A 23634-nucleotide genomic window follows, 5' to 3' on the forward strand; every position below is an offset into this window, starting at 1 on the left:
ACCTCTGGGTACTAAACCCTTGCCTGTTAGCAATGCTCGCACCAACGGCCTGGGCAGAAGAACAAAAAAATGATGACCAACTGGTGGTTTCCGCCAGCCGCTCTCACCGCAGCGTAGCGGAAATGGCCCAGACTACCTGGGTGATCGAAGGCCAGGAAATTGAGCAGCAGGTGCAGGGCGGTAAAGAGATCAAGGATGTGCTGTCGCAGCTGATCCCGGGCATGGACGTCAGCAGCCAAGGCCGTACCAACTACGGCATGAACCTGCGTGGCCGCTCAATGATGGTGATGATCGACGGCGTGCGCTTGAACTCATCGCGCAGCGACAGCCGCCAGCTAGATTCGATCGATCCGTTCAACATCGCCCATATTGAGGTGATTTCCGGGGCTACCTCGCTGTTCGGCGGCGGCAGCACCGGTGGCCTGGTCAACATCGTGACCAAGAAAGGCCAGGAAGAAAAACAGGTTGAGCTGCAGCTTGGCGGTAAAACCGGTTTCAACAGCAGCAGCGATCACGATGAAAACGTCTCGGCGGCGGTCAGCGGCGGCACCGATAAGGCCTCCGGGCGCCTGTCGGTTTCCTATCAGCGTTACGGTGGCTGGTATGACGGCAAAGGTGACGAGGTGCTGATCGATAACACCCAAACCGGCCTGCAATATTCCGATCGTATTGACCTGATGGGCACTGGCACCATCAATATCGACGATCACCAGCAGTTGCAGCTGACTACGCAATATTTCAATAGCGAGTCAGACGGTAAGCACGGCCTATATCTTGGGCAAAACTTCTCGGCGGTGACCGGCAACGGGCCAGCCTACAACAGCGGTAATCTGGATTCGGATCGCATTCCAGGCACCGAGCGCCATCTGATCAACCTGCAATACTCCAACACCAACTTCTGGGGCCAGGATCTGGTGGCGCAGGTGTATTATCGTGATGAATCGCTGACCTTCTATCCGTTCCCTACCCTGAGCGGCGGCAAGGTAACCAGCATCGGCGCTTCGCAACAGAAAACCGATTTCTACGGCGGCAAGCTGACCCTGAACAGCAAACCGATCGATAGCCTGACGCTGACCTACGGCTTCGATGCCGACCATGAAAGCTTCAATGCCAACCAGCAGTTCTTCAATCTGGCGCTGGCCCAGCAGTCTGGCGGTATGACGCTGCAAAATGCCTACAACGTCGGCCGCTACCCGAGCTATACCACCACCAACCTGGCGCCGTTTATGCAGGCCAGCTACGACATCGACCCGATGTTTACCCTGAGCGGCGGCGTGCGCTACCAGTACACCGAGAACAAGGTGGATGATTTCGTTGGCTACGCACAGCAACAAGGGATCGCCAACGGCCTGGCGACCTCTGCCGATGCGGTGCCAGGCGGTAAAACCGACTACCACAACGCATTGTTCAACGCCGGTTTGCTGGCCCATCTGACAGAACGCCAGCAGACCTGGTTCAACTTCTCACAAGGGTTTGAGATCCCGGATCTGGCCAAGTATTACGGCTCAGGCACCTATAAGCTGGTGAATGGCCACTATCAGCTGCAAAAAAGCGTCAACGTCAATGACTCCAAGCTGGACGGCATCAAGGTTGACTCCTACGAGCTGGGCTGGCGCTACAACGGCGACAATCTGCGCACCCAGGTTGCGGCCTACTATTCCCTGTCAGACAAGACCATCACCATCAACAAAACCGATATGACCATCAGCATGAACGCTGATAAGCGTCGGATTTACGGGATGGAAGGCGCGGTGGACTACTTCTTCGACGACAGCGAATGGAGCACCGGTGCCACCTTCAACCTGATCAAATCGGAAACCAAGACCGATGGCAAATGGGAGAAGTTGACCGTCGACACCGCCAGCCCGTCGAAAGCCACCGCCTACGTCAACTGGGCACCGGGTGACTGGACGGTGCGCGTGCAGTCGCAGCAAACCTTCGACATTTCCGACAGCCAAGGCCGCAAGCTCGACGGCTATAACACCATTGACGTCCTCAGCAGCTATGCGCTGCCAGTGGGTAAGGTGAGCTTCAGCGTAGAAAACCTGCTGGACAAAGACTACACCACCGTTTGGGGCCAGCGTGCACCAATCCTGTATAGCCCAACCTACGGCGCGCCGGAGTTGTACAGCTATAAAGGCCGTGGCCGAACCTTTGGTTTGAACTACTCAGTGCTGTTCTGATTTGCCATAAGCAGGCCGAATTCATCTGTTCGGCTTGCTACCCATCCCTAAAGGGAGGGTATCCCGCCAATATTAAAACCATCAATAAAACAAAAAATATTCTCAATATCTATTTACTTCGAGCAACACCAAGATTTATCCTATTAGTCTGTGATATAAACAACACATCAAATAAAAAGTCATTAGGAATGATCTGAATAGAAAATGACATATAATCACGAACTGCTTAAACTTTGACCTCACCCAGACGGTATTTCCGCGAGGAAAAAATAAAAGCTAAAACCAATAAAATTACAAAAAAAAGAATATTATGCTTATGCATTAGCTAATACAGTGCATTGGAATTTAATATCGCAAAACAAGTATAATTCAGAATAAATAAAACAAAATAAGCAAAAAATAAACTCACATTAAGATTTAAATACTTTTATTTCGAGGGGGATTTTTATTTTTATGAATTGACATTAATGACTCAGTCCATAGTATATGGGGCTAACGCCTTGGAATATAACAATTCCAACAGCAATAGAGTCAGGCAGTTTCAGCAGTGGAGTTGATCATGGATGACACAAGTCAAATTAAATATGTAGCAACGCCAATCATCGAAACGGGTGAGAGTGAGTTATTGCTTTTTGGCTATATCATCAATGATGAATACCAGGTAGATATCAAGTCTGGCTCCGTAATCAAGCTCTACAATACGATAGAATACAGCCATAACGGTGATGAACGATTTAGCAACTACCTAAAACTGCGTGAAACGATGTTGCGGTTGCTGACGTATCTATTGGCACATGCAAGCTCTGGCTATGTATCCAATCAGGAATTGCTGGTACAGGTTTGGGAGAACTATAACTTATCGTCCTCAACCACCAGATTAACCCAAGTGGTTTCTGAGCTTAAAGCACGACTAAGTAAAATCGGCATGGCCGATGACTTTATTAAAACTACGCGCGGGAAGGGGTATACCTTACGTGGCGCCGCCGTCACGCCCTTGTATATAAAAATAATATGATTTGATTGTTTATCACCACCAAAATGGGAACTGCATTTTCACTGCCATAGTGAAATGACGGCTCTGATGTCACTCCATGTAAAGCTCAGAGTATTTTAAGGATAATTAACAAGGATCATATGCAATGAAAAAAACCACATTAGTAATGGCACTCTCACTGGCTATCGGCGGCTTGGCCTCGGTTTCAGCTTCTGCCGCTGTCACCGTACCTGGTGGTAATATCAATTTCACCGGCGAAGTCACTGACGCAACTTGCCTGATCAACGACCAAACTCCAAATGGTGCTGTTGATCTGAACGTTCCTTTAGATACGGTCAGTGCCAGTGAGTTAAGCTTTGCCGGTGCCACGGCCAAGCCAGCACCGTTTACCATCAAACTGGGTGGCCCTGCCGATTTAAACTGCACCGACGGTAAGATTGCCTCAGTGTATTTTGAGCCAACCAGCCCAGCTATCGATAGTGCGACCGGTTGGTTGAAAAATACCTCAGCAGTCGATCCGGCGCAAAATGTTCAGATACAAATCCTGAACGGTGAAACCAACAGCCCGATCAACCTGGTATCAGGCAATAACAACCATGCGCCGAAAACCATCGTCAATCAAACCGCCGAATATAACTACTTCGGTCAGTATATTGCTGTTGGTGGCGCAGCGGGCCCAGGCCAAGTAGCCTCTACGGTTAAATACAGCATCGTTTATCAATAAAACCTGACTGCAATAGATTATGGCCCTGTTATGACAGGGCCATATTTACCACGTCTATACTGACGAGATTGATATGTCCTTGATTAAAAAATATTGGCTGCTGCTATCGCTGCTGATAAGCGGATTATTTTCTTCCTCCCTACATGCGGGTATCGTCATATCTGGTACTCGCGTGATCTACCCAAGCGATGCCAGAGAAGTCACGCTGAAACTGGAAAATAAAAGCCGTTTTCCGCTGTTGGTTCAATCTTGGATTGACACAGGTGATGCGAATTCAGCGCCAGAGGACAGCGATGTCCCCTTTATGATCATGCCACCGGTTTCACGAGTCGAACCTGCCAAGGCGCAAACCTTACGTATTACCGCCACGCCTTTGGTCAATCATGCCACCGACCGCGAAACGCTGTATTGGATCAACGTGCTTGAAGTACCGCCACAGTCGAAAGGGGATAAAAATTACCTCTCCATCGCCTATCGCAACCGCCTGAAGGTATTTTACCGCCCCTCAGCGTTGCCAGGGCTGTCACCAGAAACCATGGATAAGGTGAGCTGGCAACTACAAGGGAATAAATTGCTCGCTAAAAACCCCACGCCATACCATATCAGCTATGCCTCTGTGCTGGTATCTGGCCATGGTATCGCCTCGGTGGTTGGCTCTGATGGCGGCATGATTGCCCCCTTCTCTGAGCAAACCTTTCAGATAAAACGCGATAACAAGGTTATTGCGGTGCCAGCAAATAGCGTAATCACCAAGGCAATTAATGACTACGGGGCTTTTATTGAAAAAATATACCCGCTAGGCCGCTGACATCACCCTTTTTCAGGAGTATTGGCTTATCTGAGTCATCAAGGATGCTATGACTAGATGTAAACCGACAATAAAAACCACGCTGAAGTGGTTGCTTTCGTATGCCATGGTTTCGGCCACTTCCTGTTATGCAGCAGACACGCAGGAAGAAGTGACATTCGATCCTAGTTTTTTCCCTGGCGGTAAGGTCGGAACATTCGATCCTGCCCAGTTCAGCCGCAGTAACGTCGTTGTCCCTGGTATCTACACCGTGACGATCGAGCTTAACGGCCAACGGATCGGCAATGAAAAAATCCAGTTTAAAGCCCAGCCGGGCAACAACCTGCAAACCCTTCCCTGCTATCCGGGTAGTTTCTTTTCGTTGCTCAATCTAAGCGCAGAGAAGCTGTTGGTTCAGACTCCTGCCGTGCAATTGGCTCCGTTAGTACAAGAAGGATATTGCGGTTCACTCAGCGAACTGCTGCCCGGAGCCAGCGCCAGCTTTGACGTCGGCGAGCAAAAGCTGACGCTGACGATACCGCAGTTGCTACTCAATAGATCGCCACGTGGTTATGTCAATCCCGAGCTGTGGGAGGATGGCTTAACCGCCTTGATGGTTAACTACAATGCCAACGTTTATCAGTCAAAACAGCGGGAAAATACCCATACCTACGGCTATCTCGGGTTGCGTAACGGCCTGAATGTCGGCCCTTGGCGCGTGCGAAACAACGGCAGCATCAATTGGTCCTCCAATGGCAGCGGCGGGGATTACAAGAGTACATCAACCTATATCGGCCGTGATATTCCCGTACTGCAATCCCAATTGGTCCTTGGAGATACCTTCACCAGTGGTGAATTATTTGATGGCGTACGTGTGCGTGGGGCCAGACTTTATTCTGACGACCGCATGCTGCCTGACTCTCTACGTGGCTATGCTCCAGTGGTACGCGGCATAGCCAATACCAATGCCAGAGTCGTCATTACTCAGAACGGCGTCACTCTCTATACCACTACGGTATCTCCGGGGCCGTTTGAGATTAACGATCTCTACCCCACCAGCTACGGGGGGGAACTGACCGTACAAATAGAAGAAGCTACCGGTCAGGTCAGAACCTTTACGGTTCCCTATGCTTCGGTGACTCAAATGTTGCGGCCGGGGATAAGCCGCTACGAAGTGGCTGCGGGTAAAGTGAATAGTGATGGGTTGGCAAACAAGCCAGGCTTTGGCAGCCTGACCTACCAGTTGGGCCTGAGTAATTTCATTACCGGCTACACCGGTGCCACCGCCAGCAAAGGATACCTCTCGGCCTTATTGGGAGCGGCCATGAACACGCCGCTCGGCGCACTCTCACTGGATGTCACCCAGGCAAAAACCCGTTTGCCCAGCCAGCACTCGCGTTCAGGACAAAGCTATCGTATCGGCTTCAGCCAGATGTATCCAGAGACACAAACCAGCTTCTCAGTAGCCGCTTATCGTTACTCAACCGACGGTTTCCTGAGCTTGAATGATGCTGTGCAGTTACGCGATCTGGCCCTGCGTAATAAAAATATCGATACCTATGGCCGTCAACGCAGCCTGTTTACGCTTTCGGTCAACCAGCCGCTGGGAGAAGCCTGGGGAAGCCTGTACGCCACCGGCAGTCATACCACTTACTGGAACCAGAGCAGTTCGCAACAGAGCCTGCAGCTCGGTTATAGCAACTTCTGGCGCAATCTTAGCTATACCTTCTCGGTAAACCGCACGCTAAGCGGGCAACTCACAGGAAACACAGAAGAGACAACGGCGAATCGCCGAGAAACCCAATACGCACTGACGCTCTCATTACCCTTAGGCTCTAGCCTCCACGCACCAACGCTCAATGCTACTGGCACGACTAACAACAAGGGCAGTACTGGCCTGATTGGCCTGTCGGGCAATGCGGGCGAGCAGAATCAGTTTAACTATGTCGTCAGCACCAGCCGTAATACTGAAAGCAATAGCAACTTTTTCAACGGTGCTGTTGGCTACCGCGCATCCCAAGCCCGTCTGGGCGCAAATTATAGCTATGGACAGGGCAACCGGCAGATTTCAGCAAGCATGGATGGTGCCTTGGTGGCCCACCGTGGTGGTATCACTTTAGGGCAATCGCTTGGAGAAACAGGAGGTTTGGTACGTGCACCTGGTGCTAAAGGCGCTCTCGTTACCAATGCTCCCGGCGTTAAGATCGACCGTTTTGGCTACGCCATTGTCCCTTACCTGCGGCCCTATTATCTCAATCAGGTCGATATCGATCCCAAAGGCAGTTCTCAGGACGTTGAGTTGCTGTCTACCCGAAATACCACAGCTCCCCGCGCCGGTGCATTAGTCATGCTCGATTATGAAACCAAACGCGGCAAGGTGACCTATATCAGAGCGAAACGACCAGACGGCAGTCCACTGCCCTTTGCTGCCAACGTCTATGATGCCCAGAACAACGCCGTGGGGGTTGTCGGCCAGGCCAGCTTGGTGGTGGCTCGCGATCTTGACCTGAAAGGAGTGTTACAGGTGCGATGGGGAAACGATCAGACAGAGCATTGCAGCATCCATTATTCGCTGCAGCCAGGCGCCACTGAAGAAAGCAGACAACTGGTTCAAGGCGTCTGCCAGTAACCAAGTGCCCATACAAAATGAGAAAAAACATGAAAAGAATATTCGCCTCAAGAATGGCGTTATCACTGATACTCTGCGCTAGCCTGTATGCGCAGAATACGCTCGCGGCAAGTGTGGGTTGTGATTGGGATGAATCATCTGCCATCAAGGAACCGCTCAATACCCGTCTGACCATTGGTGGCTATGTTACCGTGGGAGAGGATCTTCCTATCGGCAGTGTGATCTATTCCCAACGTATCCAGACCAATGGCAACGGAGCCAAGCTGTTGTGTCGCGCAGGGATCTATGATCTGGTCAGTACCTTTACCACTATGCCCCATGGTCAATCCGATTACAGTAACGCCACCTTTCCGTTCGTGTTCAATACCAATATTCCTGGCGTCGGGGTGGCGCTGTGGCAAGGTACTCCCGATGGCAACAGCGGTGCACGTTTACCCCTCCCTGGTAGGCTAACGGCCTACTTTTCAACCAGCAGCGACGGTGTTTTCAACTTTACCGACCAGAATGATGCCTCGGTCAGCTTTAATATCCAATTTATTAAAACCGCCGCCAACGTCGGCAGCGGCACCATTAACAGTAGTCATCTCCCCAGATTCCAGACCTCATTCGACGGTAATGGCACAAGCTTAATCTATCAACTCACCGCGATGATCGGCAATCTGACCGTGATCCCGGCAACCTGCAACGTTGGCAACCATTATTATCTGCCTCTCGGGGAACACTTCCCCGATGAATTTAACGGCATCGGTAGCACCGCAGGCAGCGCCGAGACCGAGATTGTGCTCTCTGGCTGCCCGGCTTTCTATGGCACGACTTCTTTCGGCGTTTTCAGGCCCAATATCATCAGCCTCAAGCTTACGCCACGCAATGGCTTCATCGATGCCGAACGCGGGATCTCAAAACTCAATACCACCGCCGGTGACTCCGCCTCTGGAGTCGGTGTGCAACTGAGTTTAAGGCAGGAAAACGGCAACTATCAAACGGCCAAATTCAACCAGAATATCAATCTGGCTGACTACATTACCTTCCATGAGGATCGCGGCGGTGATTACAACCTGGGCGTCAAGGCGGCCTATATTCAAACCTCTGCCCCCATCCGAGCGGGCAGGGCTGATGCCCAAATAGAGTTTATGATCACCTATCAATGACCGGGAGCGGCGAATGAAAATAACGAATACGCTGGGGCTACTTTCTCTACTGATGCTGATCGGCAGTGGGCAAAGTGCTCAGGCCGCCTCCACTGGCGTACTTAATGTTACGGGTTCCATTAAGCTGGCGACCTGTTACTTCGACAGCGTCGAGGGGCAAGAACATAAGGACTACGATTGGCTGATGCCACAGGTCTCAGCGGCGAGTCTACACGCAGCGGGTATGACTCACGGCCGTTCGCTGGGCAGTATCCATATCGGCGGAGTGCATTGTACCAATGGTTACACGCCCTATATTACCCTGGAGAATGGGCCGACGGTCAGTTCGGATACCGGCAACCTGATTAATACGCTGAACGGCGAGGCCGAAAACGTCGAAATCAGGCTTCTGATTAATGACAATCCGCTGGATTTACGCACTGCCCCACGCGTTGGCTGTGCCGTTATTGTCGATAACCGTAGCCAATGTGATATCAGCTATGAATATTACGCAACCGGGCGCGCAACCGCCGGAAAAGTGAAGAGTTCGGTACTGTTTAATGTGACCTATGACTGATCTTTTCCATGTACCTCACAAATTAATGCCAGCGATTGGGAGTTAGAAAGCAGTGAGATGGCACAACAGAAAAGACGAAGCCCTGAGTTATTGCTAACTCAGGGCTTCTGAATGTTGGCGGAACGGACGGGGCTCGAACCCGCGACCCCCTGCGTGACAGGCAGGTATTCTAACCAACTGAACTACCGCTCCGCAACGTTCCCTCTTGCGGGGGAACGAGCCGAATATTACGGTTGCCTCGCCATTCCGTCAACGTCTTTTCTTATAAAAAGAGTCGTTTGCACAGTTTTTCAACGAACACGCGTTGATTATGGTGCTTAAGCGCCATTTCTCTCCTGAGAGGCCGTTATTCGGCTGCTGCGCCACCACGCCACAAACAGCTACCGCCCTTCTTTTGCACCAGATCCAGACGTGATTCGTGAGCCTGTAATTCTGCGTCACTGGCATAGATCACTTTCATCGCCGTAGCCGGGCGCTGGATACGCTGGATATCCTGGGCTGAATCCGTTTGCTGGGTGTCCCCCTCCATCTGAAAAGCCATCGAGGTTTGGCCACCGGTCATCGCCAGATAGACTTCCGCCAGGATCTCGGCATCGAGCAAAGCGCCGTGCAGCGTTCGCTTGGTGTTGTCTATCTCATAGCGGTTGCACAGCGCATCAAGGTTATTACGCTTGCCTGGGAACAGGCGGCGCGCCATCAACAGGCTGTCGGTGATGGTACAGAAGGTATCCGTCTTCGGGATATCTCGCTGCAACATACGGAACTCGTGATCCATAAAGCCGATATCGAACGCTGCGTTATGAATGACTAATTCGCCACCACGGATAAAGTCGATAAATTCAGCGGCGATCTGATCGAAAGTGGGCTTATCCGCCAGGAATTCATCGCTAATACCGTGTACGCCATAGGCTTCCGGATCCACCAGCCGATCCGGCTTGACGTAAACGTGGAAATGGCGCCCTGTCAGGCGGCGGTTGATCACCTCAACGGCCCCGATCTCAATGATGCGGTGACCTTCGTAGTGAACCCCTAGCTTGTTCATACCGGTGGTTTCGGTATCGAGAACGATCTGTCTGGTTGGTGTAGAGATCATAATGCTGTGCTCATGGCGCTGGTTTATGTCAGACTTGGTTTTTATAAAACTGATAGGAAGAGTCTACCAGAGATGCTTAAACAGGTAGAAATTTTCACCGACGGCTCTTGCCTTGGTAATCCAGGCCCCGGCGGTTACGGCGCAATTTTGCGTTATAAGCAGCACGAGAAACTGTTCAGCGCGGGCTATTACCTGACGACGAATAACCGCATGGAACTGATGGCCGCCATTGTGGCGCTCGAAGCCTTGACCACCCCCTGCGAAGTGGAGCTGAGCACCGATAGCCAATACGTACGCCAGGGGATCACCAGTTGGATCCATAACTGGAAAAAGCGCGGCTGGAAAACCGCCGATAAAAAACCGGTGAAGAACGTCGATCTCTGGCAGCGCCTGGATCTGGCGATTGCCCGCCACACCATCCGTTGGGAATGGGTCAAAGGCCATGCCGGGCACCCGGAAAACGAACGTTGTGACGTGCTGGCACGCGATGCGGCAGGCAACCCGACACAGGACGACGTTGGCTACAAGCCAGAGGCTTAAGGCAGTTTGCGATAGCTCTTGGTCGCGCCCACTGCGCGGCTGAGAGAGTGTTTTCTCGCCCCCACTTTCATCGGCGTTGGCGTCAGCGGCAAGGTTCGCTTGCGGGCCACAATCACGCTCATACAGCCAAACGCCGGTAAATGCGTACTCAAGAAAGTACCTCCCTTACGTTGCCAAGGCAACACATGGAAGCACGTCTGATCCAACACTTCATAATTGAGCAAGCTTAGCCAGTCCAGCATGCGCATCTGGGTAAACATTCGGCTGACGTAAGGCTGGCGTTTGCGCAACCGGGGGATCAGCTTCCCCAGGCCTAGCAGGCTAAAAGGGTTGAAACTGCTGATCACCAGCCAGCCATCGTCGATCATGACGCGATCGACCTCACGCAACATACGGTGCGGATCATCGGCGTAGGAGAGCGTATGGGCCAACAGGCAGGCATCGACGGACTTGGCCGCAAAGGGCAACTGATAAGGATCGGCCTGCACATGCAGGTTCTCCCCGGCCATTCCCACGTTAACCTGATGTGAGATGGCACACTTCTCGCTATCCAACTCGGCACTGAGATTGCCGATCTTCAACAGATGGAAACCAAACATCTTGGGCCACCAGGGCTGCAACCGCAGCTCCAACGCCTCACGATAGTATTCTCCCCACGACAACCCGGCCCAGGAGTAGGGGCTAGTGAGCTTTTGTAGAGTCTGGGCTGGTTTCATGGTTTAGTATCTCTTTCAAGCTGTTGCCAACGAGAGGTGTTCCATGAATCTTATCAGCATTCCCGCTTTTCAGGACAATTACATTTGGTTATTGGCTAACCAGCAAGGGCGCTGCGTGATCGTCGATCCCGGCGAAGCGGGCCCGGTATTGGGGGCGTTGTCCCTGCGGCAACTGACCCCCGACGCCATATTATTGACCCATCACCACCGCGACCATGTCGGCGGCGTAGCGGAAATCGTTGCGCAATATCCGGATCTGCTGGTGTATGGCCCCCAGGAAACCGCCAATAAGGGAGCAAATCGGTTGGTTCAGGATGGCGATATCCTGGAAATTGGCGGGCGTAGCTACACCACCATCGCGGTTCCAGGGCATACCCTGGGTCACGTGGCATTCTACAGTGCACCTTATCTTTTCTGTGGAGATACGCTTTTTTCTGCGGGCTGCGGACGGCTTTTTGAAGGGACTGCGGAGCAAATGTACCACTCATTTCAACGGCTCGCGCAACTTCCCGACGAAACCCTAATTTGTTGCGCACATGAGTACACGCTCTCAAACCTTAAGTTTGCCAGGACAATTTTGCCGCAAGATCGCCAAATTGAAACATATCAGCAACAAATTGAGCAATCAAGGGCAAAAGGCATACCTAGCCTGCCCACAACGCTGCAATTAGAGCGTAAAATTAATCTATTTTTACGCTGCCATGACACTGATTTACAAAAGGAAATAGGCTTTAACTCATCACCGAGCCAGCTTCATTCGGTTTTTTCCGAATTACGCCTGCGCAAGGATGCCTTCTAAGCTTTTAGTTGTGTTTTTTGATTAAGCAAAGTATCCTTGCTCGTCTTTTAAGCAACTATATTGACACACACATGAAGGCTAAAGCGATACTTCTCGCCTCGGTCTTGTTGGTTGGTTGCCAGTCATCCTGGAAGGATACACCGGCACCAAAGCAGCATGCACAGAGTCTGTCTTCGGCAGGTCAAGAAAGTGAAGCAGGAGAGTACACAGCGAGTTCGGCACGGTGGCTAGACAGTAACAGTAGCGCCGCCCAGCAGAACCTGTGGAACTTCATTAGCGACGAGCTGAAGATGGAGGTTCCGGAAAACGACCGGATCCGTGAACAAAAAAGAAAATATTTAAAAAGTAAGAGCTATCTCCACGATGTAACACTACGGGCAGAGCCGTACATGTACTGGATAGTCGGGCAGATTAAGAAACGCAATATGCCGATGGAACTGGTACTGCTACCCATAGTGGAGAGCGCTTTTGACCCCCACGCCACGTCAAGTGCCAATGCCGCAGGGCTATGGCAGATCGTGCCGCAAACGGGTCGCAATTATGGTTTGAAAAACAATCAGTGGTATGACGGGCGCCGTGATGTTGTGGCCTCGACCACCGCTGCGCTTAACATGATGGAGCGTTTGAACCGCATGTTTAACGGTGACTGGTTATTGACCATTGCCGCTTATAACAGTGGTGAAGGCCGAGTCATGCAGGCGGTTAAGGCGAATAAACGTCAGGGTAAGTCCACCGAGTTCTGGGCATTGTCGCTTCCGCGTGAAACGTCAATCTATGTCCCGAAAATGCTGGCACTGAGCGAGATCATCAAGCACAGCAAAAAGTACGGCGTCAAGTTGCCAAAAACTGACGAAACCCGTGCACTGGCGCGTATTGATGTCGGGCAGCAGATCCAGTTGACTCAGGCGGCAGAGATGTCCGGGCTTTCTCTCACCAAGATGAAGGCTTACAACCCTGGCTACAAGAAAGGCGTTACGGCACCTAATGGGCCCCATTACATCATGGTTCCCAAAAAGAATGCCGCACAGTTGAAAGACTCGTTGGCCGACGGACAGATAGCTGCGACATTACCCACCACACAGTTGGCGAAGAACAGCGGCCTGTCAGGCGGAAGTGCGTATAAGGTTCGCTCTGGCGATACGTTATCCACCATCGCCAAACGGTTGAACGTTAAGACCAGCGATTTGCAGAGTTGGAACAATTTGCGTGGCAAGAGCACGCTGAAAGTTGGGCAAACCCTGCAAGTGGCCAGCAATGCCAGAGATAACAGCAGTATCACCTATCAAGTACGTAAAGGTGATTCGCTATCCAGCATTGCACGTCGTCACGGCGTCGAAATTAACGACGTGATGCGTTGGAACTCAACGCTCGGCAAAGCCAGCAGTTTGCAACCTGGTGTGAAGCTGACGCTGTTTGTCAGCAACAAATCGTCGCCGGAAACTTAAGTTTTCGCCACAAAAAAAGCATCCCTCGGGATGCTTTTTTATTGGCCAAAATTCGCTACCAGACCGGTTGATCGATTTGCGGATGGAACTCCACCAGCAGCGGATTGTGGTCTGATGCCTGAGTCACCAGCACCGAGGCCTCTGTGACGCCTAAGTTGCGGTAAAAGATAAAGTCCAACGGGCGGCCAAAGGCTTTGCGGCGATGATCGTCGGGGAAGTTGACCTCGTGCAGTGCCATATCGCTGGCAAATTGATACAGCGCGTTGATACGCTTGCGGCTCCAGGCGTTAAAATCCCCCGCCATGATCACCGGCCCCCGATGGAGGGCGATCTGCTCACCAATCGGGCCAAGCTGTTTGCTGTAAACATCAACTCCCAGGCTAAAGTTCACCGCGTGGATATTCACCACCATCAACAGCTCACCATTGAACAACGGGTAAACGGTGATCAACGCTGACTTGGCCAAACGCAACAGTGGCTCCCGCTCGCGCAACGGGCAGCAATACACCGGATGTGCCGCCGCCAGCGTCATCACACCGGAAGGGTGTTGCGGCAACACAAAGGCGGGCACCTGATCGGCGGCCAGATAGTTAGAGGTAGCAAAGCTGACCAATTCCGGCGTGGTCTGCGCCTCCTGCAATAGCACCAGTTGCGCATCTTTACCGAAGTCTTTCAACACCGAAAGCCAATCGGCACGTTGCTGCTTGAAAATATTCCATACCATCACCCGCAGCGCACCAGACGTAGGCAATGCGGCCCCGGGCGGCAGCGGCTGATTGATTGCACCAGGGAAAATCCGTTCAACTGGCTGGCCCGCAACATACCTCATTGCATAAGTTCGTTTCGGCACGTTATTCGCCTATTTCCCGTTCGGATGAAGATCACGTTGCTAGCAACATGGCTACCAAGACTAAGTTGAGTATACGCCTGAGCGGCTTTACCAGCATGGCTTTTAGATAGTTGTTATAGGGGCAAGGCGGGCCGATTTCAATCAATGCTGTGTATGTGTCTGTAAAGGTTCACGCTGAATGCGAAAAGGCCAGCAAATTGATGACAGATGGCCATATGGCTGAATGGGAGGGAGATCGAACATGTTCCACTGTAGGGGCGCCGCAATGCTGCGCCCGTTTAGCCGCGCCTCTATGTTTTGAGCTTGTTGGGGGAATATCTGCAGTCTCAGGCGAGCTGGCGTTGGTACTGTTTATCCAAGCGGCCACTGAGGCCAATCAGTAACAACGCTCCCACCACAATCAGCGCCCCGATCCAGGGCGTTTGTGCCAACCCTAGCGAAGCCACGGTCTGCCCTCCCACCACCGAACCCAGCGCGATCCCTACGTTGAAAGCCGCGATATTCAGGCCAGAAGCAACGTCCACCGCGTTCGGCGTGTACTGCTCGGCCTTCTGCACCACATAAACCTGCAAGCCAGGGACATTGCCAAAGGCAAATACCCCCATCACCACCACCGTCAGCAGCGCGGCGACGCTGTGGCTAGCGGTAAACTGAAACACCAACAGCAAGGCGGCTAACGCGGCAAAGATAAAGCTCAATGCTTGTACGGCACCATGACGGTCGGCCAGCTTGCCGCCCCAGATATTGCCGATAGCAACCGCAATGCCATAGGCCAGCAAAATCCAACTGACAGCAGGCGCTGAAAACCCGGCCAGTTCCTGCATCATCGGTGCCAGGAAGGTAAAGGTCGTGAATACGCCACCGTAGCCCAACGCGGTAACGGCGTAAATCAGCAACAGGCGCGGGTGAGTCAGCACTTGCAGCTGATCGCGGATACTGGCACTGGCCTGGTTCTTGATGTTGTTCGGGATCAGGATCAAGCTGGCGATAACCGCCACCATGCCAATCAGCGACACCGCCAGGAAAGTCTCACGCCAGCCGAAGTGCTGGCCGATAAAGGTGCCTAACGGCACGCCGGTCACCAGCGCGACGGTCAAGCCACCAAACATGATGGCGATTGCCGTTGCTGCCTTCTCTTTGGCCACCAGGCTGGTGGCAATCGTCGAACCTACGGAGAAAAATACCCCGTGCGCCAGGCCAGTCAGTAAACGAGCAACCACCAGTGATTCATAGCTCGGTGACTGCCAGGCCAGCAGATTGCCAAGAGTGAACAGCACCATCAGGCCCACCAGCAACATCTTGCGCGGCACGCGGCCGGTTAAAGCGGTCAATACCGGCGCACCGATCGCCACCCCAATGGCGTAAAGGGTCACCAGCAGCCCTGCGGACGGCACGGTGACGTTCAACTGTTCGGCGATGGTCGGGATCAACCCGACAATCACAAACTCCGTGGTGCCGATGGCATAGGCACTGATGGTCAAGGCAAGTAAAGCGAGAGGCATTGCTAACTCCAAAATAGCGTTCGGGTTGATAGCGGTGATTATCTGCCTGTGCTTAAATGATAAAAATGCTCAAAATTTCAAATAAATTTTGCTGTTGGAGCAACAATGAAGGCAAATTCGGATGAACTGATCACCTTTGTCACCGTGGTGGAATGCGGAAGCTTCAGCCGCGCGGCGGAGCACTTGGAACAGGCAAACTCGGTTGTCAGCCGTACGGTTAAAAAGCTGGAGAGTAAGCTGGGGGTCACGCTGCTCAATCGCACCACCCGCCAGATAAGCCTGACGCAGGAGGGAGAAAACTATTTCCGCCAGGTGCAGAAAGTCCTGAGCGATATGGCCGCGGCGGAAAATGCGCTGATGGAGAGCCGCCAGCGGCCCCAGGGCCTGTTGCGTGTGGATGCCGCAACGCCGGTCGTGTTGCACGTACTGACCCCATTGGTTGGCGAGTTTCGTGCCCGCTACCCGGAAATGTCGCTCTCTCTGGTCTCTTCAGAAACCTTTATCAACCTGATTGAACGCAAGGTCGACATTGCCATCCGTGTAGGGGAACTGACAGACTCAAGTTTGAAGGCGCGCAAACTGATGACCAGCTATCGAAAAATTGTGACGTCACCGGCCTATCTGCAGCAGTTCGGTACCCCGCAAAGCGTGGCGGAGTTGGCGCAACACTGCTGCATTGGCTTCAACGATCTGCCCAACCTAAACCGCTGGCCATTAGCCTGCGCCGATGGCCGGCAGTTGGAGATCACTCCGGGGCTGACTACCAACAGCGGAGAAACACAGCGCCACCTTTGCCTGCATGGCAACGGCATCGCCAGTCTGTCGAACTTTATGATCGATGAGGATATTAAGCGTGGGGATTTAGTGCAGATCCTGGTTGAGGAGACGCTGCCGGTTGCCGTGCCAGTCAATGCGGTTTATTACAGCGACAGTGCCGTAAGCAACCGCCTGCGCAGCTTTATCGACTTTCTGAGTGAAAGCCTGACCCCTCGCTAAGCTGGCCGATGTTGTAACCAGAACGCCGTAGGCGTCAGGTCACCCAGTTTCTTCTGCGGCCACTGTTGGTTATAGCTGGCACAGAGCGCCTGCAGCACAGCATCCAGCGACGAGTTCTCCGCCGCTGGCAGCAACTGCGCCAACTGGCTTTCGAGCCGCAGTACAATCTCCATTTGTGGTAGCGCGGGTTGTTGCAGCTTTATCCCCTGCTCCCGACACCATAGCTGTAAGGGATGGGTCTGAGACTCGCTATTGCCGAACAGCTTTTTATTCTCAGTCTCAATAGATTGTATATCACCTGAGCAGTGCGGTAACAGCTCCTTCAGCCAGTTGACCACCAGCATCGGCGAGGCGCCCGCAAAGGCTCGTGCGCTCAGCCAGCCGCTGACCTTCTCTTCGGCCCACAAGAGGTGTTGCTCACCGCCATCTTCGGCCGATAGGCTAATTCGTTGATAAATAAGGGCAAGAGTTCCCGGCAGTTCACCAGCCTTCACCGCCTTTTTACCTCGTAGCACCCTATTTTCTGCCTCACTACGCTGACCCACGCCGCGCAGATAGCGATCCAACCCCGCACGGGAGATTGGCTGTTGCATGCCCTGATTCACCACCACCAGCAGCTCGTCCAGCGGCAGCTGTAATTTTTGTCTCAGCCAGTTGATAAGCACACTCTGCTCGTCCGTCAGCGCCTTGCGAAGGGTCTTGGGCACCGTATGGCGATCGGCGACATCCTGGCGCTGCCGCCAACGGCGTACTGTCGCCACAGAGATGCCCAGCTCCTGCGCCAATACGCGGTCACTTTTATCCGATTGCTGGATATAGCGTCGCACTCGCGGGGTGGTGGTCGCATTGGCATGCAGCTTGATTTCCATCGTGGACTCCACACTAAAATTGATGCCCTATCATAACTAATCTTGTGAGATATTTTATAAATTCACCTCACACTGTGAACTGATTCACCTTTCTTTAAAATCCATTCACTGATAATCCCAGCCAATAAGTCGCCACCCTTACCTGTTTTTCTCCAATAAGCATACCTACGGGGTTTAGCATGAACAACGTTCTGGGATTTCTTGAAGCCAAGCTGATGCCTCTGGCGGCCAAGGCCGCACAGCAGCGGCATTTGTGTGCCATCCGCGGTGCCTATGTTTCCTTTATGCCGTTCATTATCGTCGGCTCGATCCTGCTGGTGATCTCGTCGTTCCCCAATCAGGGTTACCAGCAGTTTATGGCAGGCCTGTTTGGCGCCAGCTGGAGCAATATCATCGAGATCCCTTTCAACGCGGTGTTCTCCACCATGTCGCTGTTTGTCAGTTTCCTTACCGCTTACCGCCTGGCGGAACATTATGACGAGGATCGCGTCTCCAGCGGTATTCTGTCGCTGGTGTGCTTCCTGATCCTCACGCCGTTTATCAAGGTAGAAGCCTTGGGCAACGTCAGCGTAATCCCGACCGAGTGGATCGGCAGCAAGGGGCTGTTTGTGGCGATGATCGGCTCACTGCTGTGGACCGAACTGTTCTGCTACCTCAAGCGCCGCAAACTGATCATCAAAATGCCCGAAGGCGTGCCACCTGCGGTACAGGAATCTTTCGCCGCTTTGCTGCCTGCGCTGTTCGTGATTATCCTGGTGCTGGCGATCCGTATTCTGTTCGAACACACCAGCTACCAAACCATTCATCAGTTTATTTATAACGTAGTCGCCACGCCGGTACGTCACTTTGGCACTTCCTATATCGGTGCGCTGCTGACGGTATTGAGTATCACCATCCTCTGGTCGGTGGGGATCAACTCCGGTTCGATGGTTAACGGCATCATTCGCCCGCTGTGGATGGAAAACCAGACCGACAATATCGCCGCTATCCAGGCCGGGGTCACGCCACCGCACATCGTTACCGAACAGTTCTTCGATATGATCTGGATGGGCGGTGCCGGGGCCACCCTGTCGTTGGTGATCGCCATTCTGTTCTTTGCCCGTAGCAATAGCATCCGTGAAGTGGGCCGCATGGGAGCTGCGGCTTCAATCTTCAACATTAATGAACCGATCCTGTTTGGCCTGCCGGTGATCATGAACCCCATCATGCTGATCCCCTTCAACCTGGTGCCGGTGGTGTTGGTTACCGTGCAATACGTAGCGATGAAGGTAGGGGCCGTCGCCGTCACTACCGGGGTATTTATCCCCTGGACGCTGCCACCAGTGATCAGTGGCTTTATCGTGACCGGCCATTTGAGTGGCAGCCTGATGCAGATCGTTAACCTGCTGATCGGCGCCATGCTTTATCTGCCTTTCCTGCGCATTCTGGACAAACAGTATCGCGCAGCCGAAACATCAGGAGTTTGATATGTGGGGAATGATTGCAACCTGGCGTATGGCACTGGAAGGTGTCGCCCTGGCCAGTGAAACGCTTAAAGCCGGGGCAAGTGCCGCACAAAGCGTGGTCAGCGCGGTGGTGGAAGTAGAGGACTTTCCGTTTTATAAATCTGTCGGTTACGGTGGTCTACCTAGCGAAAATGGTGAGGTAGAACTGGATGCAGCCTTTATGGATGGCGATACGCTGGCCTTTGGTGCCGTTGGCAACCTGGTGGATATCGCTAACCCGGTGAAGGTTGCTCAGGCACTGAGCCGCGAGCGTTTCAACAGCGTTCTAGTGGGGGCTGGTGCACGTGAATGGGCCCTTAGCCAAGGGTTTGCCAACAAGATCATGCTCACCGAGCGAGCAACCCAGCACTATCGCAAACGCTGCCGCGAAACCATCGATAAAGGCCTCAGCCCCTACGATGGCCACGATACCGTCGGTATTATCGGCCTCGATCTGCATGGCTCAATGAGCGTGGCCACCTCTACCAGCGGCTTGTTTATGAAACGCCGTGGCCGCCTGGGTGATTCACCGGTAATTGGCTCCGGTTTTTACTGTGACAGCCAGATCGGTGCCGCAACCGCCACGGGCGTGGGTGAAGACCTGATGAAAGGCTGCACCAGCTATGAAATTGTCCGCCGCATGCAGCAAGGCATGACGCCACAACAGGCGGCTGATTCTGTCGTCTTCGAGCTGGAAGACCGGCTGATAGCCCGCTTTGGCCGGGTGGGCGATCTCTCCGTAGTCTGTATGAATCGGCAAGGTGAGTTTGGCATCTCTACCAATATTAAAACCTTCTCGTTTGTGGTCGCCAGCGCTATCCAGCCACCGACGGTGTACCTGGCAGAACGCCGTGCCGAGCATACCCACTACACTCCAGCCAGCGAGCAATGGCTAACCGACTATGCCGAGCGCATTCGTGCCCCGATTGAGGAGATCCATTTTGATTAATTATCGGTTACTGAGTGAAATCCCCGCATGGGAAGTTAACAGCCATGTGATTAGCTATCCCGGCAGCACGTTGCAATTGCCGTGCAATCCTACTCTGCTACAGGAATTGCAGGCCACCGCCCAGCAGCAAACCGCCGACTGCGCCTTTGGCTGTGCTCCGGCAGGCCGCGTCACGCTGTTGCCCAAAACGTTCTGGCTCGATGGAAAAACCAGTAAAATAGTCACCGTACTGCGTTCCCTGCTACGTAACGACACCGGTACGCAGTTGATCGTTGACTGCACGGCGTTTGATCACCACAGCCTGCCGGTACTGAGCCCTCTGCTACATTTCCTGTTCAACCTGGATTACCAACTGAGCGATCTCGGGCTGAAAAAGGCAGAGGCGGTGCCCACACCTCGTATCCAGGAGTTGGTGTTCTATTGCCAACCGGAGCAGCGAACCACTCTCGAACCGCGCCTGTCCCAAGCGGCAGCTACCGCCATGGGGATGAAAGCAGCACGACGCATTGCCGACATGCCAAGCGATCGTTGCACCCCGGCATTTTTCGCCAATGAGATCGCTCGGCAGATTGCACCCTATCCCAGCCTGAGCTGCGAAGTGTTGGATGAACAGCAGATCGCTGAACAAGGACTTGGCCTGCTGCAGGCCGTAGGTAAAGGTGCCGATAATCCTCCGCGTTTGGTGGTAATACGCTACCAGGGGAGCGATAACGGCCCCTTCAGCGCCTATGTGGGTAAAGGTATCACCTTCGATACCGGCGGCCTGTGGTTAAAGGGCGGTGATGGTATGTACACCATGAAATATGACATGTGTGGTGCTGCTAACGTCTTTGGCCTGATGCTGGCAGTGGCAGAACTCAAGCTGCCGGTACGCCTGGTTGGCGTGCTGGCGCTGGCTGAAAATATGATTGGCCCGGCAGCGATGCGCCCTGGCGATGTCGCAACCAGCTACAGTGGCTTGACCGTGGAAATCAATAACACCGATGCCGAGGGGCGGCTGGTGCTGGCCGATGGCATCGCTTACGCCAGCAGGTTGAGCAATAACCAGCAGTCGCCAGAATACGTGATCGATCTAGCAACGCTCACCGGCGCGGTGGTCAAAGCCTTGGGTTACGATCTTAGCGGCCTGATGACCGAAGATGAGAGCCTACGCCACGATCTTGCTCAGGCAGGCTTGCACAGTGGCGATCCTTTATGGTCGTTGCCGTTGGATGAACGCTTCAGCAAACAGGTGGAGAGCCATATTGCCGACCTGTGCAACACGCCAACCAATAATGCGGCGATCAGTACCTCTGCCGCCTACTTCCTAAGTCGTTTCAGCCCGGCGGAGATCCCCTGGGCACACCTTGATATCAGCGGTACCGCGCTGTGGCGCGAAAATGGCCGTAGCGTCGCTTCTGGCCGACCAATCCCACTTTTAATCCAGCACTTGCTGGAACGCCTGGAGAAAGAACATGAAAAAGATCCTGTTAGTGTGTGATTTGGGTATGTCCACCAGTCTGCTGGTGAAAAAGATGCAAGAAGCCGCCAAAGCGCGCGGTATTGATGCCGAGATCTGCGCCAAGTCGATCCGTGAATACAAAACGGCGGTAACCGAATTTGACGTCGCGCTGCTGGGGCCGCAGATCCGCTATAAACTGGCCGAGTGCGAGAAGATTGCCCACGAGCACCATAAAAAAGTCGCCTGCATCGATATGATGGCCTATGGCACCATGAAGGGTGACAAGGTATTGGATCAAGCCCTGGCGCTGATTGAGGAAGCCTGAAATGGATTTGGAAAACGAAGTGATGGAGCTGATTGCCAATGCGGGTTACGCTCGCAGTCTGGTGTTTCAAGCCATGCGCTGTGCGCGCGAAGAAGAAGATTTCATACAGGCCGAACAGTATATGCAGCAAGCACAGGAGGCACTTTCTGGTGCTCATCACGTGCAAACCAAACTGATCGAAATGGACGAAGGCAGCGGTAAAATCCCGGTTCACCTGGTGATGGTCCATGCGCAGGACCATCTGATGAACGCGATTATGCTGATGGAAATGGGCCGTGAGATTATCGCCCTACACCAAAAGATCGCTCGTTAAGACAAGCTTGGCCGCCTGTGGCCTCAGAACCACAGACGGCCAACCTATCAATCCCAGTTTGGTGCCAAACCTTCTGGGCTAACCAGGCGGCCATTGCATTCCAATGCAGCAATCTCCGCCATTTCATCATCAGACAGCGTCAGTTGCTGAGCCAACAGGTTGCTCGCCAGGTTTTCACGCTTGGTTGAGGACGGGATCACTGCATAACCCAGCTGCATCGCCCAAGCCAGGATCACCTGAGCCGCGGTCACATCACGGCGCTTGGCGATATTGTTGATGACTTCATCTTGCAACGCTTTGCCATACGCCAGCGTCATATAAGACGTGATGGCAATACCATGCTGCTGTGCAAACTCGACTACCTGACGGTTTTGCAGATACGGTGAGAGTTCGATTTGGTTGGTGGCAATCACATCAGCCCCCACCGCATCAATGGCGCGCTGCATCAGTTCAACGGTGAAGTTGGAAATACCAATCTGGCGCGTCAGCCCCAACTCTTTCGCCTTAACCAACTCCGCCATAGACTCGGCAACCGAGATTTCATCGTTCGGTGATGGCCAGTGGATCAGGGTCAGATCCACATAGGAAGTTTGCAGCTTTGTCAGGCTTTCTTGCAGGCTAGGGATCAACTGGTCTTTACCCAGGTTAGCGATCCAGATCTTGGTGGTGATAAATAACGCTTCACGTTTCACGCCACTGGCGGCGATTGCTTGGCCAACGGCCGCTTCGTTCTCATAGATTTGTGCGGTATCGATGGCCCGGTAGCCCAGTTCCAGAGCGGTGCTCACGGAATCGATCACCACTTGATCTTGCAGACGGAAGGTACCTAAGCCAAATGCAGGGATGCTCATAATTGTGTTCTCTCGGTTTGTTTATCAAAACAGCTTGAGAGCATTATGGCAGCAGTTTTGTTGATCAAAAACGCCCTATTGTGCATAAGACTTTTGATTATTGAGCAACAATAGGTTCCGATTAGGCTAGAAATCCCCTCACCCCAGCCCTCTCCCAAAGGGCGAGGGAGCTGTTCTGCGTCGTGGATTAGCACGTGCTACGTCGGCAACCCCTTGATTGCCTTGTCGTGCCTCATGAAGTGTGGGAAATACCAACGAACTCGATCGGTTCCCTCTCCTGGGGGAGGGGGTTAGGGTGAGGGGGCGATTTAATCAAATGAAAAAGCCCTGAGTCAGAGACTCAGGGCTTATCAATTAAGTGGCGGAACGGACGGGGCTCGAACCCGCGACCCCCTGCGTGACAGGCAGGTATTCTAACCAACTGAACTACCGCTCCACCG

General features: G+C 53.1%; 21 protein-coding genes, 2 tRNA genes and 1 pseudogene. 16 read left to right on the plus strand and 8 right to left on the minus strand.

Going from position 1 to position 23634, the window contains the following annotated elements; translation table 11 throughout:
* From ACLQ7H_RS04155 to ACLQ7H_RS04185, 7 genes are all read left to right on the plus strand, one after another.
* Positions 1-2183 (plus strand): TonB-dependent siderophore receptor (locus tag ACLQ7H_RS04155; RefSeq protein ID WP_411751574.1); only part of this gene is annotated, 2183 nt, incomplete at its 5' end.
* Positions 2184-2742: 559 nt separating this feature from the next.
* Complete coding sequence (locus ACLQ7H_RS04160; protein ID WP_411751575.1) at positions 2743-3198, plus strand: winged helix-turn-helix domain-containing protein; 456 nt, start codon at positions 2743-2745, stop codon at positions 3196-3198.
* A gap of 124 nt (positions 3199-3322) precedes the next feature.
* Positions 3323-3901 carry a fimbrial protein gene (locus ACLQ7H_RS04165; protein WP_411751576.1) on the plus strand — a complete coding sequence of 193 codons (579 nt, stop codon included), beginning with the start codon at positions 3323-3325 and terminating at the stop codon, positions 3899-3901.
* A gap of 73 nt (positions 3902-3974) precedes the next feature.
* Positions 3975-4709: a molecular chaperone gene (locus tag ACLQ7H_RS04170; RefSeq protein ID WP_411751577.1), complete on the plus strand. Its 735-nt coding sequence runs from the start codon at positions 3975-3977 to the stop codon at positions 4707-4709.
* A gap of 49 nt (positions 4710-4758) precedes the next feature.
* Complete coding sequence (locus ACLQ7H_RS04175) at positions 4759-7317, plus strand: fimbria/pilus outer membrane usher protein (protein ID WP_411751578.1); 2559 nt, start codon at positions 4759-4761, stop codon at positions 7315-7317.
* A 29-nt stretch (positions 7318-7346) separates the two neighbouring features.
* Positions 7347-8465, plus strand: a complete 1119-nt coding sequence (locus ACLQ7H_RS04180; protein WP_411751579.1) for a fimbrial protein — start codon at positions 7347-7349, stop codon at positions 8463-8465.
* Positions 8466-8478: 13 nt separating this feature from the next.
* Complete coding sequence (locus ACLQ7H_RS04185; RefSeq protein ID WP_411751580.1) at positions 8479-9021, plus strand: fimbrial protein; 543 nt, start codon at positions 8479-8481, stop codon at positions 9019-9021.
* A gap of 115 nt (positions 9022-9136) precedes the next feature.
* On the opposite strand, the gene ACLQ7H_RS04190 is transcribed toward ACLQ7H_RS04185, so the two are convergent.
* Both ACLQ7H_RS04190 and dnaQ read right to left on the minus strand, forming a co-directional pair.
* A tRNA-Asp gene (locus tag ACLQ7H_RS04190) sits at positions 9137-9213 on the minus strand.
* Between the two features lie 154 nt (positions 9214-9367).
* Positions 9368-10114, minus strand: coding sequence for a DNA polymerase III subunit epsilon (dnaQ, locus tag ACLQ7H_RS04195; protein WP_024483610.1), 747 nt, complete (start codon positions 10112-10114; stop codon positions 9368-9370).
* On the opposite strand from dnaQ, the pseudogene rnhA reads away from it, so the two are divergent.
* A pseudogene (rnhA, locus tag ACLQ7H_RS04200) lies at positions 10068-10654 on the plus strand (ribonuclease HI). The gene dnaQ and the pseudogene rnhA overlap by 47 nt on opposite strands.
* Here rnhA and ACLQ7H_RS04205 read toward each other — a convergent pair.
* Positions 10651-11370 carry a class I SAM-dependent methyltransferase gene (locus ACLQ7H_RS04205; protein WP_411751581.1) on the minus strand — a complete coding sequence of 240 codons (720 nt, stop codon included), beginning with the start codon at positions 11368-11370 and terminating at the stop codon, positions 10651-10653. The pseudogene rnhA and the gene ACLQ7H_RS04205 overlap by 4 nt on opposite strands.
* A 43-nt stretch (positions 11371-11413) precedes the next feature.
* Here ACLQ7H_RS04205 and gloB point away from each other — a divergent pair, with 43 nt between their 5' ends.
* Together gloB and mltD are read left to right on the plus strand one after the other, a co-directional pair.
* Positions 11414-12169 (plus strand): hydroxyacylglutathione hydrolase, encoded by a 756-nt coding sequence (gene gloB / locus ACLQ7H_RS04210; RefSeq protein WP_411751582.1) that lies wholly within the window; start codon positions 11414-11416, stop codon positions 12167-12169.
* Positions 12170-12240: 71 nt separating this feature from the next.
* The gene (gene mltD, locus ACLQ7H_RS04215; protein ID WP_411751583.1) at positions 12241-13614 is read left to right on the plus strand and encodes a murein transglycosylase D; all 1374 of its coding nucleotides are present in this window, start codon (positions 12241-12243) and stop codon (positions 13612-13614) included.
* 55 nt (positions 13615-13669) lie between these two features.
* On the opposite strand, the gene ACLQ7H_RS04220 is transcribed toward mltD, so the two are convergent.
* The gene (locus tag ACLQ7H_RS04220; RefSeq protein WP_411751584.1) at positions 13670-14464 is read right to left on the minus strand and encodes an endonuclease/exonuclease/phosphatase family protein; all 795 of its coding nucleotides are present in this window, start codon (positions 14462-14464) and stop codon (positions 13670-13672) included.
* Positions 14465-14790: 326 nt separating this feature from the next.
* Positions 14791-15966 (minus strand): MFS transporter, encoded by a 1176-nt coding sequence (locus ACLQ7H_RS04225; protein WP_411751585.1) that lies wholly within the window; start codon positions 15964-15966, stop codon positions 14791-14793.
* Positions 15967-16071: 105 nt separating this feature from the next.
* Between ACLQ7H_RS04225 and yafC the strand changes: the two genes are divergently transcribed.
* Positions 16072-16962 (plus strand): DNA-binding transcriptional regulator YafC, encoded by an 891-nt coding sequence (yafC, locus tag ACLQ7H_RS04230; RefSeq protein ID WP_411751586.1) that lies wholly within the window; start codon positions 16072-16074, stop codon positions 16960-16962.
* On the opposite strand, the gene ACLQ7H_RS04235 is transcribed toward yafC, so the two are convergent.
* Positions 16959-17831 (minus strand): hypothetical protein, encoded by an 873-nt coding sequence (locus ACLQ7H_RS04235; RefSeq protein ID WP_411751587.1) that lies wholly within the window; start codon positions 17829-17831, stop codon positions 16959-16961. The genes yafC and ACLQ7H_RS04235 overlap by 4 nt on opposite strands.
* Positions 17832-18010: 179 nt before the next feature.
* Between ACLQ7H_RS04235 and ACLQ7H_RS04240 the strand changes: the two genes are divergently transcribed.
* The 5 genes from ACLQ7H_RS04240 to ACLQ7H_RS04260 are packed head-to-tail and all read left to right on the plus strand — an operon-like array spanning position 18011 to position 22343.
* Entirely contained in the window at positions 18011-19297 is a 1287-nt protein-coding gene (locus ACLQ7H_RS04240; RefSeq protein ID WP_411751588.1) for a PTS sugar transporter subunit IIC, read from the plus strand.
* Between the two features lies 1 nt (position 19298).
* Positions 19299-20264: a N(4)-(beta-N-acetylglucosaminyl)-L-asparaginase gene (locus ACLQ7H_RS04245; protein ID WP_411751589.1), complete on the plus strand. Its 966-nt coding sequence runs from the start codon at positions 19299-19301 to the stop codon at positions 20262-20264.
* The gene (locus tag ACLQ7H_RS04250) at positions 20257-21744 is read left to right on the plus strand and encodes a M17 family metallopeptidase (RefSeq protein WP_411751590.1); all 1488 of its coding nucleotides are present in this window, start codon (positions 20257-20259) and stop codon (positions 21742-21744) included. Before ACLQ7H_RS04245 ends, ACLQ7H_RS04250 begins: the two co-directional genes overlap by 8 nt.
* The gene (locus ACLQ7H_RS04255) at positions 21719-22030 is read left to right on the plus strand and encodes a PTS sugar transporter subunit IIB (RefSeq protein WP_024483599.1); all 312 of its coding nucleotides are present in this window, start codon (positions 21719-21721) and stop codon (positions 22028-22030) included. Before ACLQ7H_RS04250 ends, ACLQ7H_RS04255 begins: the two co-directional genes overlap by 26 nt.
* A 1-nt stretch (position 22031) precedes the next feature.
* Positions 22032-22343 (plus strand): PTS lactose/cellobiose transporter subunit IIA, encoded by a 312-nt coding sequence (locus ACLQ7H_RS04260; protein ID WP_411751591.1) that lies wholly within the window; start codon positions 22032-22034, stop codon positions 22341-22343.
* 47 nt (positions 22344-22390) lie between these two features.
* Here the strand turns inward: ACLQ7H_RS04260 and dkgB are convergent, their stop codons facing one another.
* A complete protein-coding gene (gene dkgB / locus ACLQ7H_RS04265) occupies positions 22391-23194 on the minus strand; it encodes a 2,5-didehydrogluconate reductase DkgB (protein WP_411751592.1) in 804 nt (267 codons plus the stop codon).
* A gap of 359 nt (positions 23195-23553) precedes the next feature.
* A tRNA-Asp gene (locus ACLQ7H_RS04270) sits at positions 23554-23630 on the minus strand.
* Positions 23631-23634: the final 4 nt, after the last annotated feature.

Source organism: Serratia sp. (in: enterobacteria) (assembly GCF_046715635.1).
GTDB lineage: Bacteria > Pseudomonadota > Gammaproteobacteria > Enterobacterales > Enterobacteriaceae > Chania.

What these genes read in the sequence shown, in the direction of transcription:
- ACLQ7H_RS04245 (WP_411751589.1), top strand. Translation starts at nt 19,299, where the DNA reads ATGTGGGGAATGATTGCAACCTGGCGTATGGCACTGGAAGGTGTCGCC.
- ACLQ7H_RS04160 (WP_411751575.1), top strand. Translation starts at nt 2,743, where the DNA reads ATGGATGACACAAGTCAAATTAAATATGTAGCAACGCCAATCATCGAA.
- mltD (WP_411751583.1), top strand. Translation starts at nt 12,241, where the DNA reads ATGAAGGCTAAAGCGATACTTCTCGCCTCGGTCTTGTTGGTTGGTTGC.
- ACLQ7H_RS04240 (WP_411751588.1), top strand. Translation starts at nt 18,011, where the DNA reads ATGAACAACGTTCTGGGATTTCTTGAAGCCAAGCTGATGCCTCTGGCG.
- ACLQ7H_RS04180 (WP_411751579.1), top strand. Translation starts at nt 7,347, where the DNA reads ATGAAAAGAATATTCGCCTCAAGAATGGCGTTATCACTGATACTCTGC.
- ACLQ7H_RS04225 (WP_411751585.1), bottom strand. Translation starts at nt 15,966, where the DNA reads ATGCCTCTCGCTTTACTTGCCTTGACCATCAGTGCCTATGCCATCGGC.
- ACLQ7H_RS04260 (WP_411751591.1), top strand. Translation starts at nt 22,032, where the DNA reads ATGGATTTGGAAAACGAAGTGATGGAGCTGATTGCCAATGCGGGTTAC.
- ACLQ7H_RS04170 (WP_411751577.1), top strand. Translation starts at nt 3,975, where the DNA reads ATGTCCTTGATTAAAAAATATTGGCTGCTGCTATCGCTGCTGATAAGC.
- ACLQ7H_RS04175 (WP_411751578.1), top strand. Translation starts at nt 4,759, where the DNA reads ATGACTAGATGTAAACCGACAATAAAAACCACGCTGAAGTGGTTGCTT.
- ACLQ7H_RS04185 (WP_411751580.1), top strand. Translation starts at nt 8,479, where the DNA reads ATGAAAATAACGAATACGCTGGGGCTACTTTCTCTACTGATGCTGATC.
- ACLQ7H_RS04165 (WP_411751576.1), top strand. Translation starts at nt 3,323, where the DNA reads ATGAAAAAAACCACATTAGTAATGGCACTCTCACTGGCTATCGGCGGC.
- yafC (WP_411751586.1), top strand. Translation starts at nt 16,072, where the DNA reads ATGAAGGCAAATTCGGATGAACTGATCACCTTTGTCACCGTGGTGGAA.
- ACLQ7H_RS04255 (WP_024483599.1), top strand. Translation starts at nt 21,719, where the DNA reads ATGAAAAAGATCCTGTTAGTGTGTGATTTGGGTATGTCCACCAGTCTG.
- dkgB (WP_411751592.1), bottom strand. Translation starts at nt 23,194, where the DNA reads ATGAGCATCCCTGCATTTGGCTTAGGTACCTTCCGTCTGCAAGATCAA.
- ACLQ7H_RS04235 (WP_411751587.1), bottom strand. Translation starts at nt 17,831, where the DNA reads ATGGAAATCAAGCTGCATGCCAATGCGACCACCACCCCGCGAGTGCGA.
- ACLQ7H_RS04205 (WP_411751581.1), bottom strand. Translation starts at nt 11,370, where the DNA reads ATGAAACCAGCCCAGACTCTACAAAAGCTCACTAGCCCCTACTCCTGG.
- dnaQ (WP_024483610.1), bottom strand. Translation starts at nt 10,114, where the DNA reads ATGATCTCTACACCAACCAGACAGATCGTTCTCGATACCGAAACCACC.
- gloB (WP_411751582.1), top strand. Translation starts at nt 11,414, where the DNA reads ATGAATCTTATCAGCATTCCCGCTTTTCAGGACAATTACATTTGGTTA.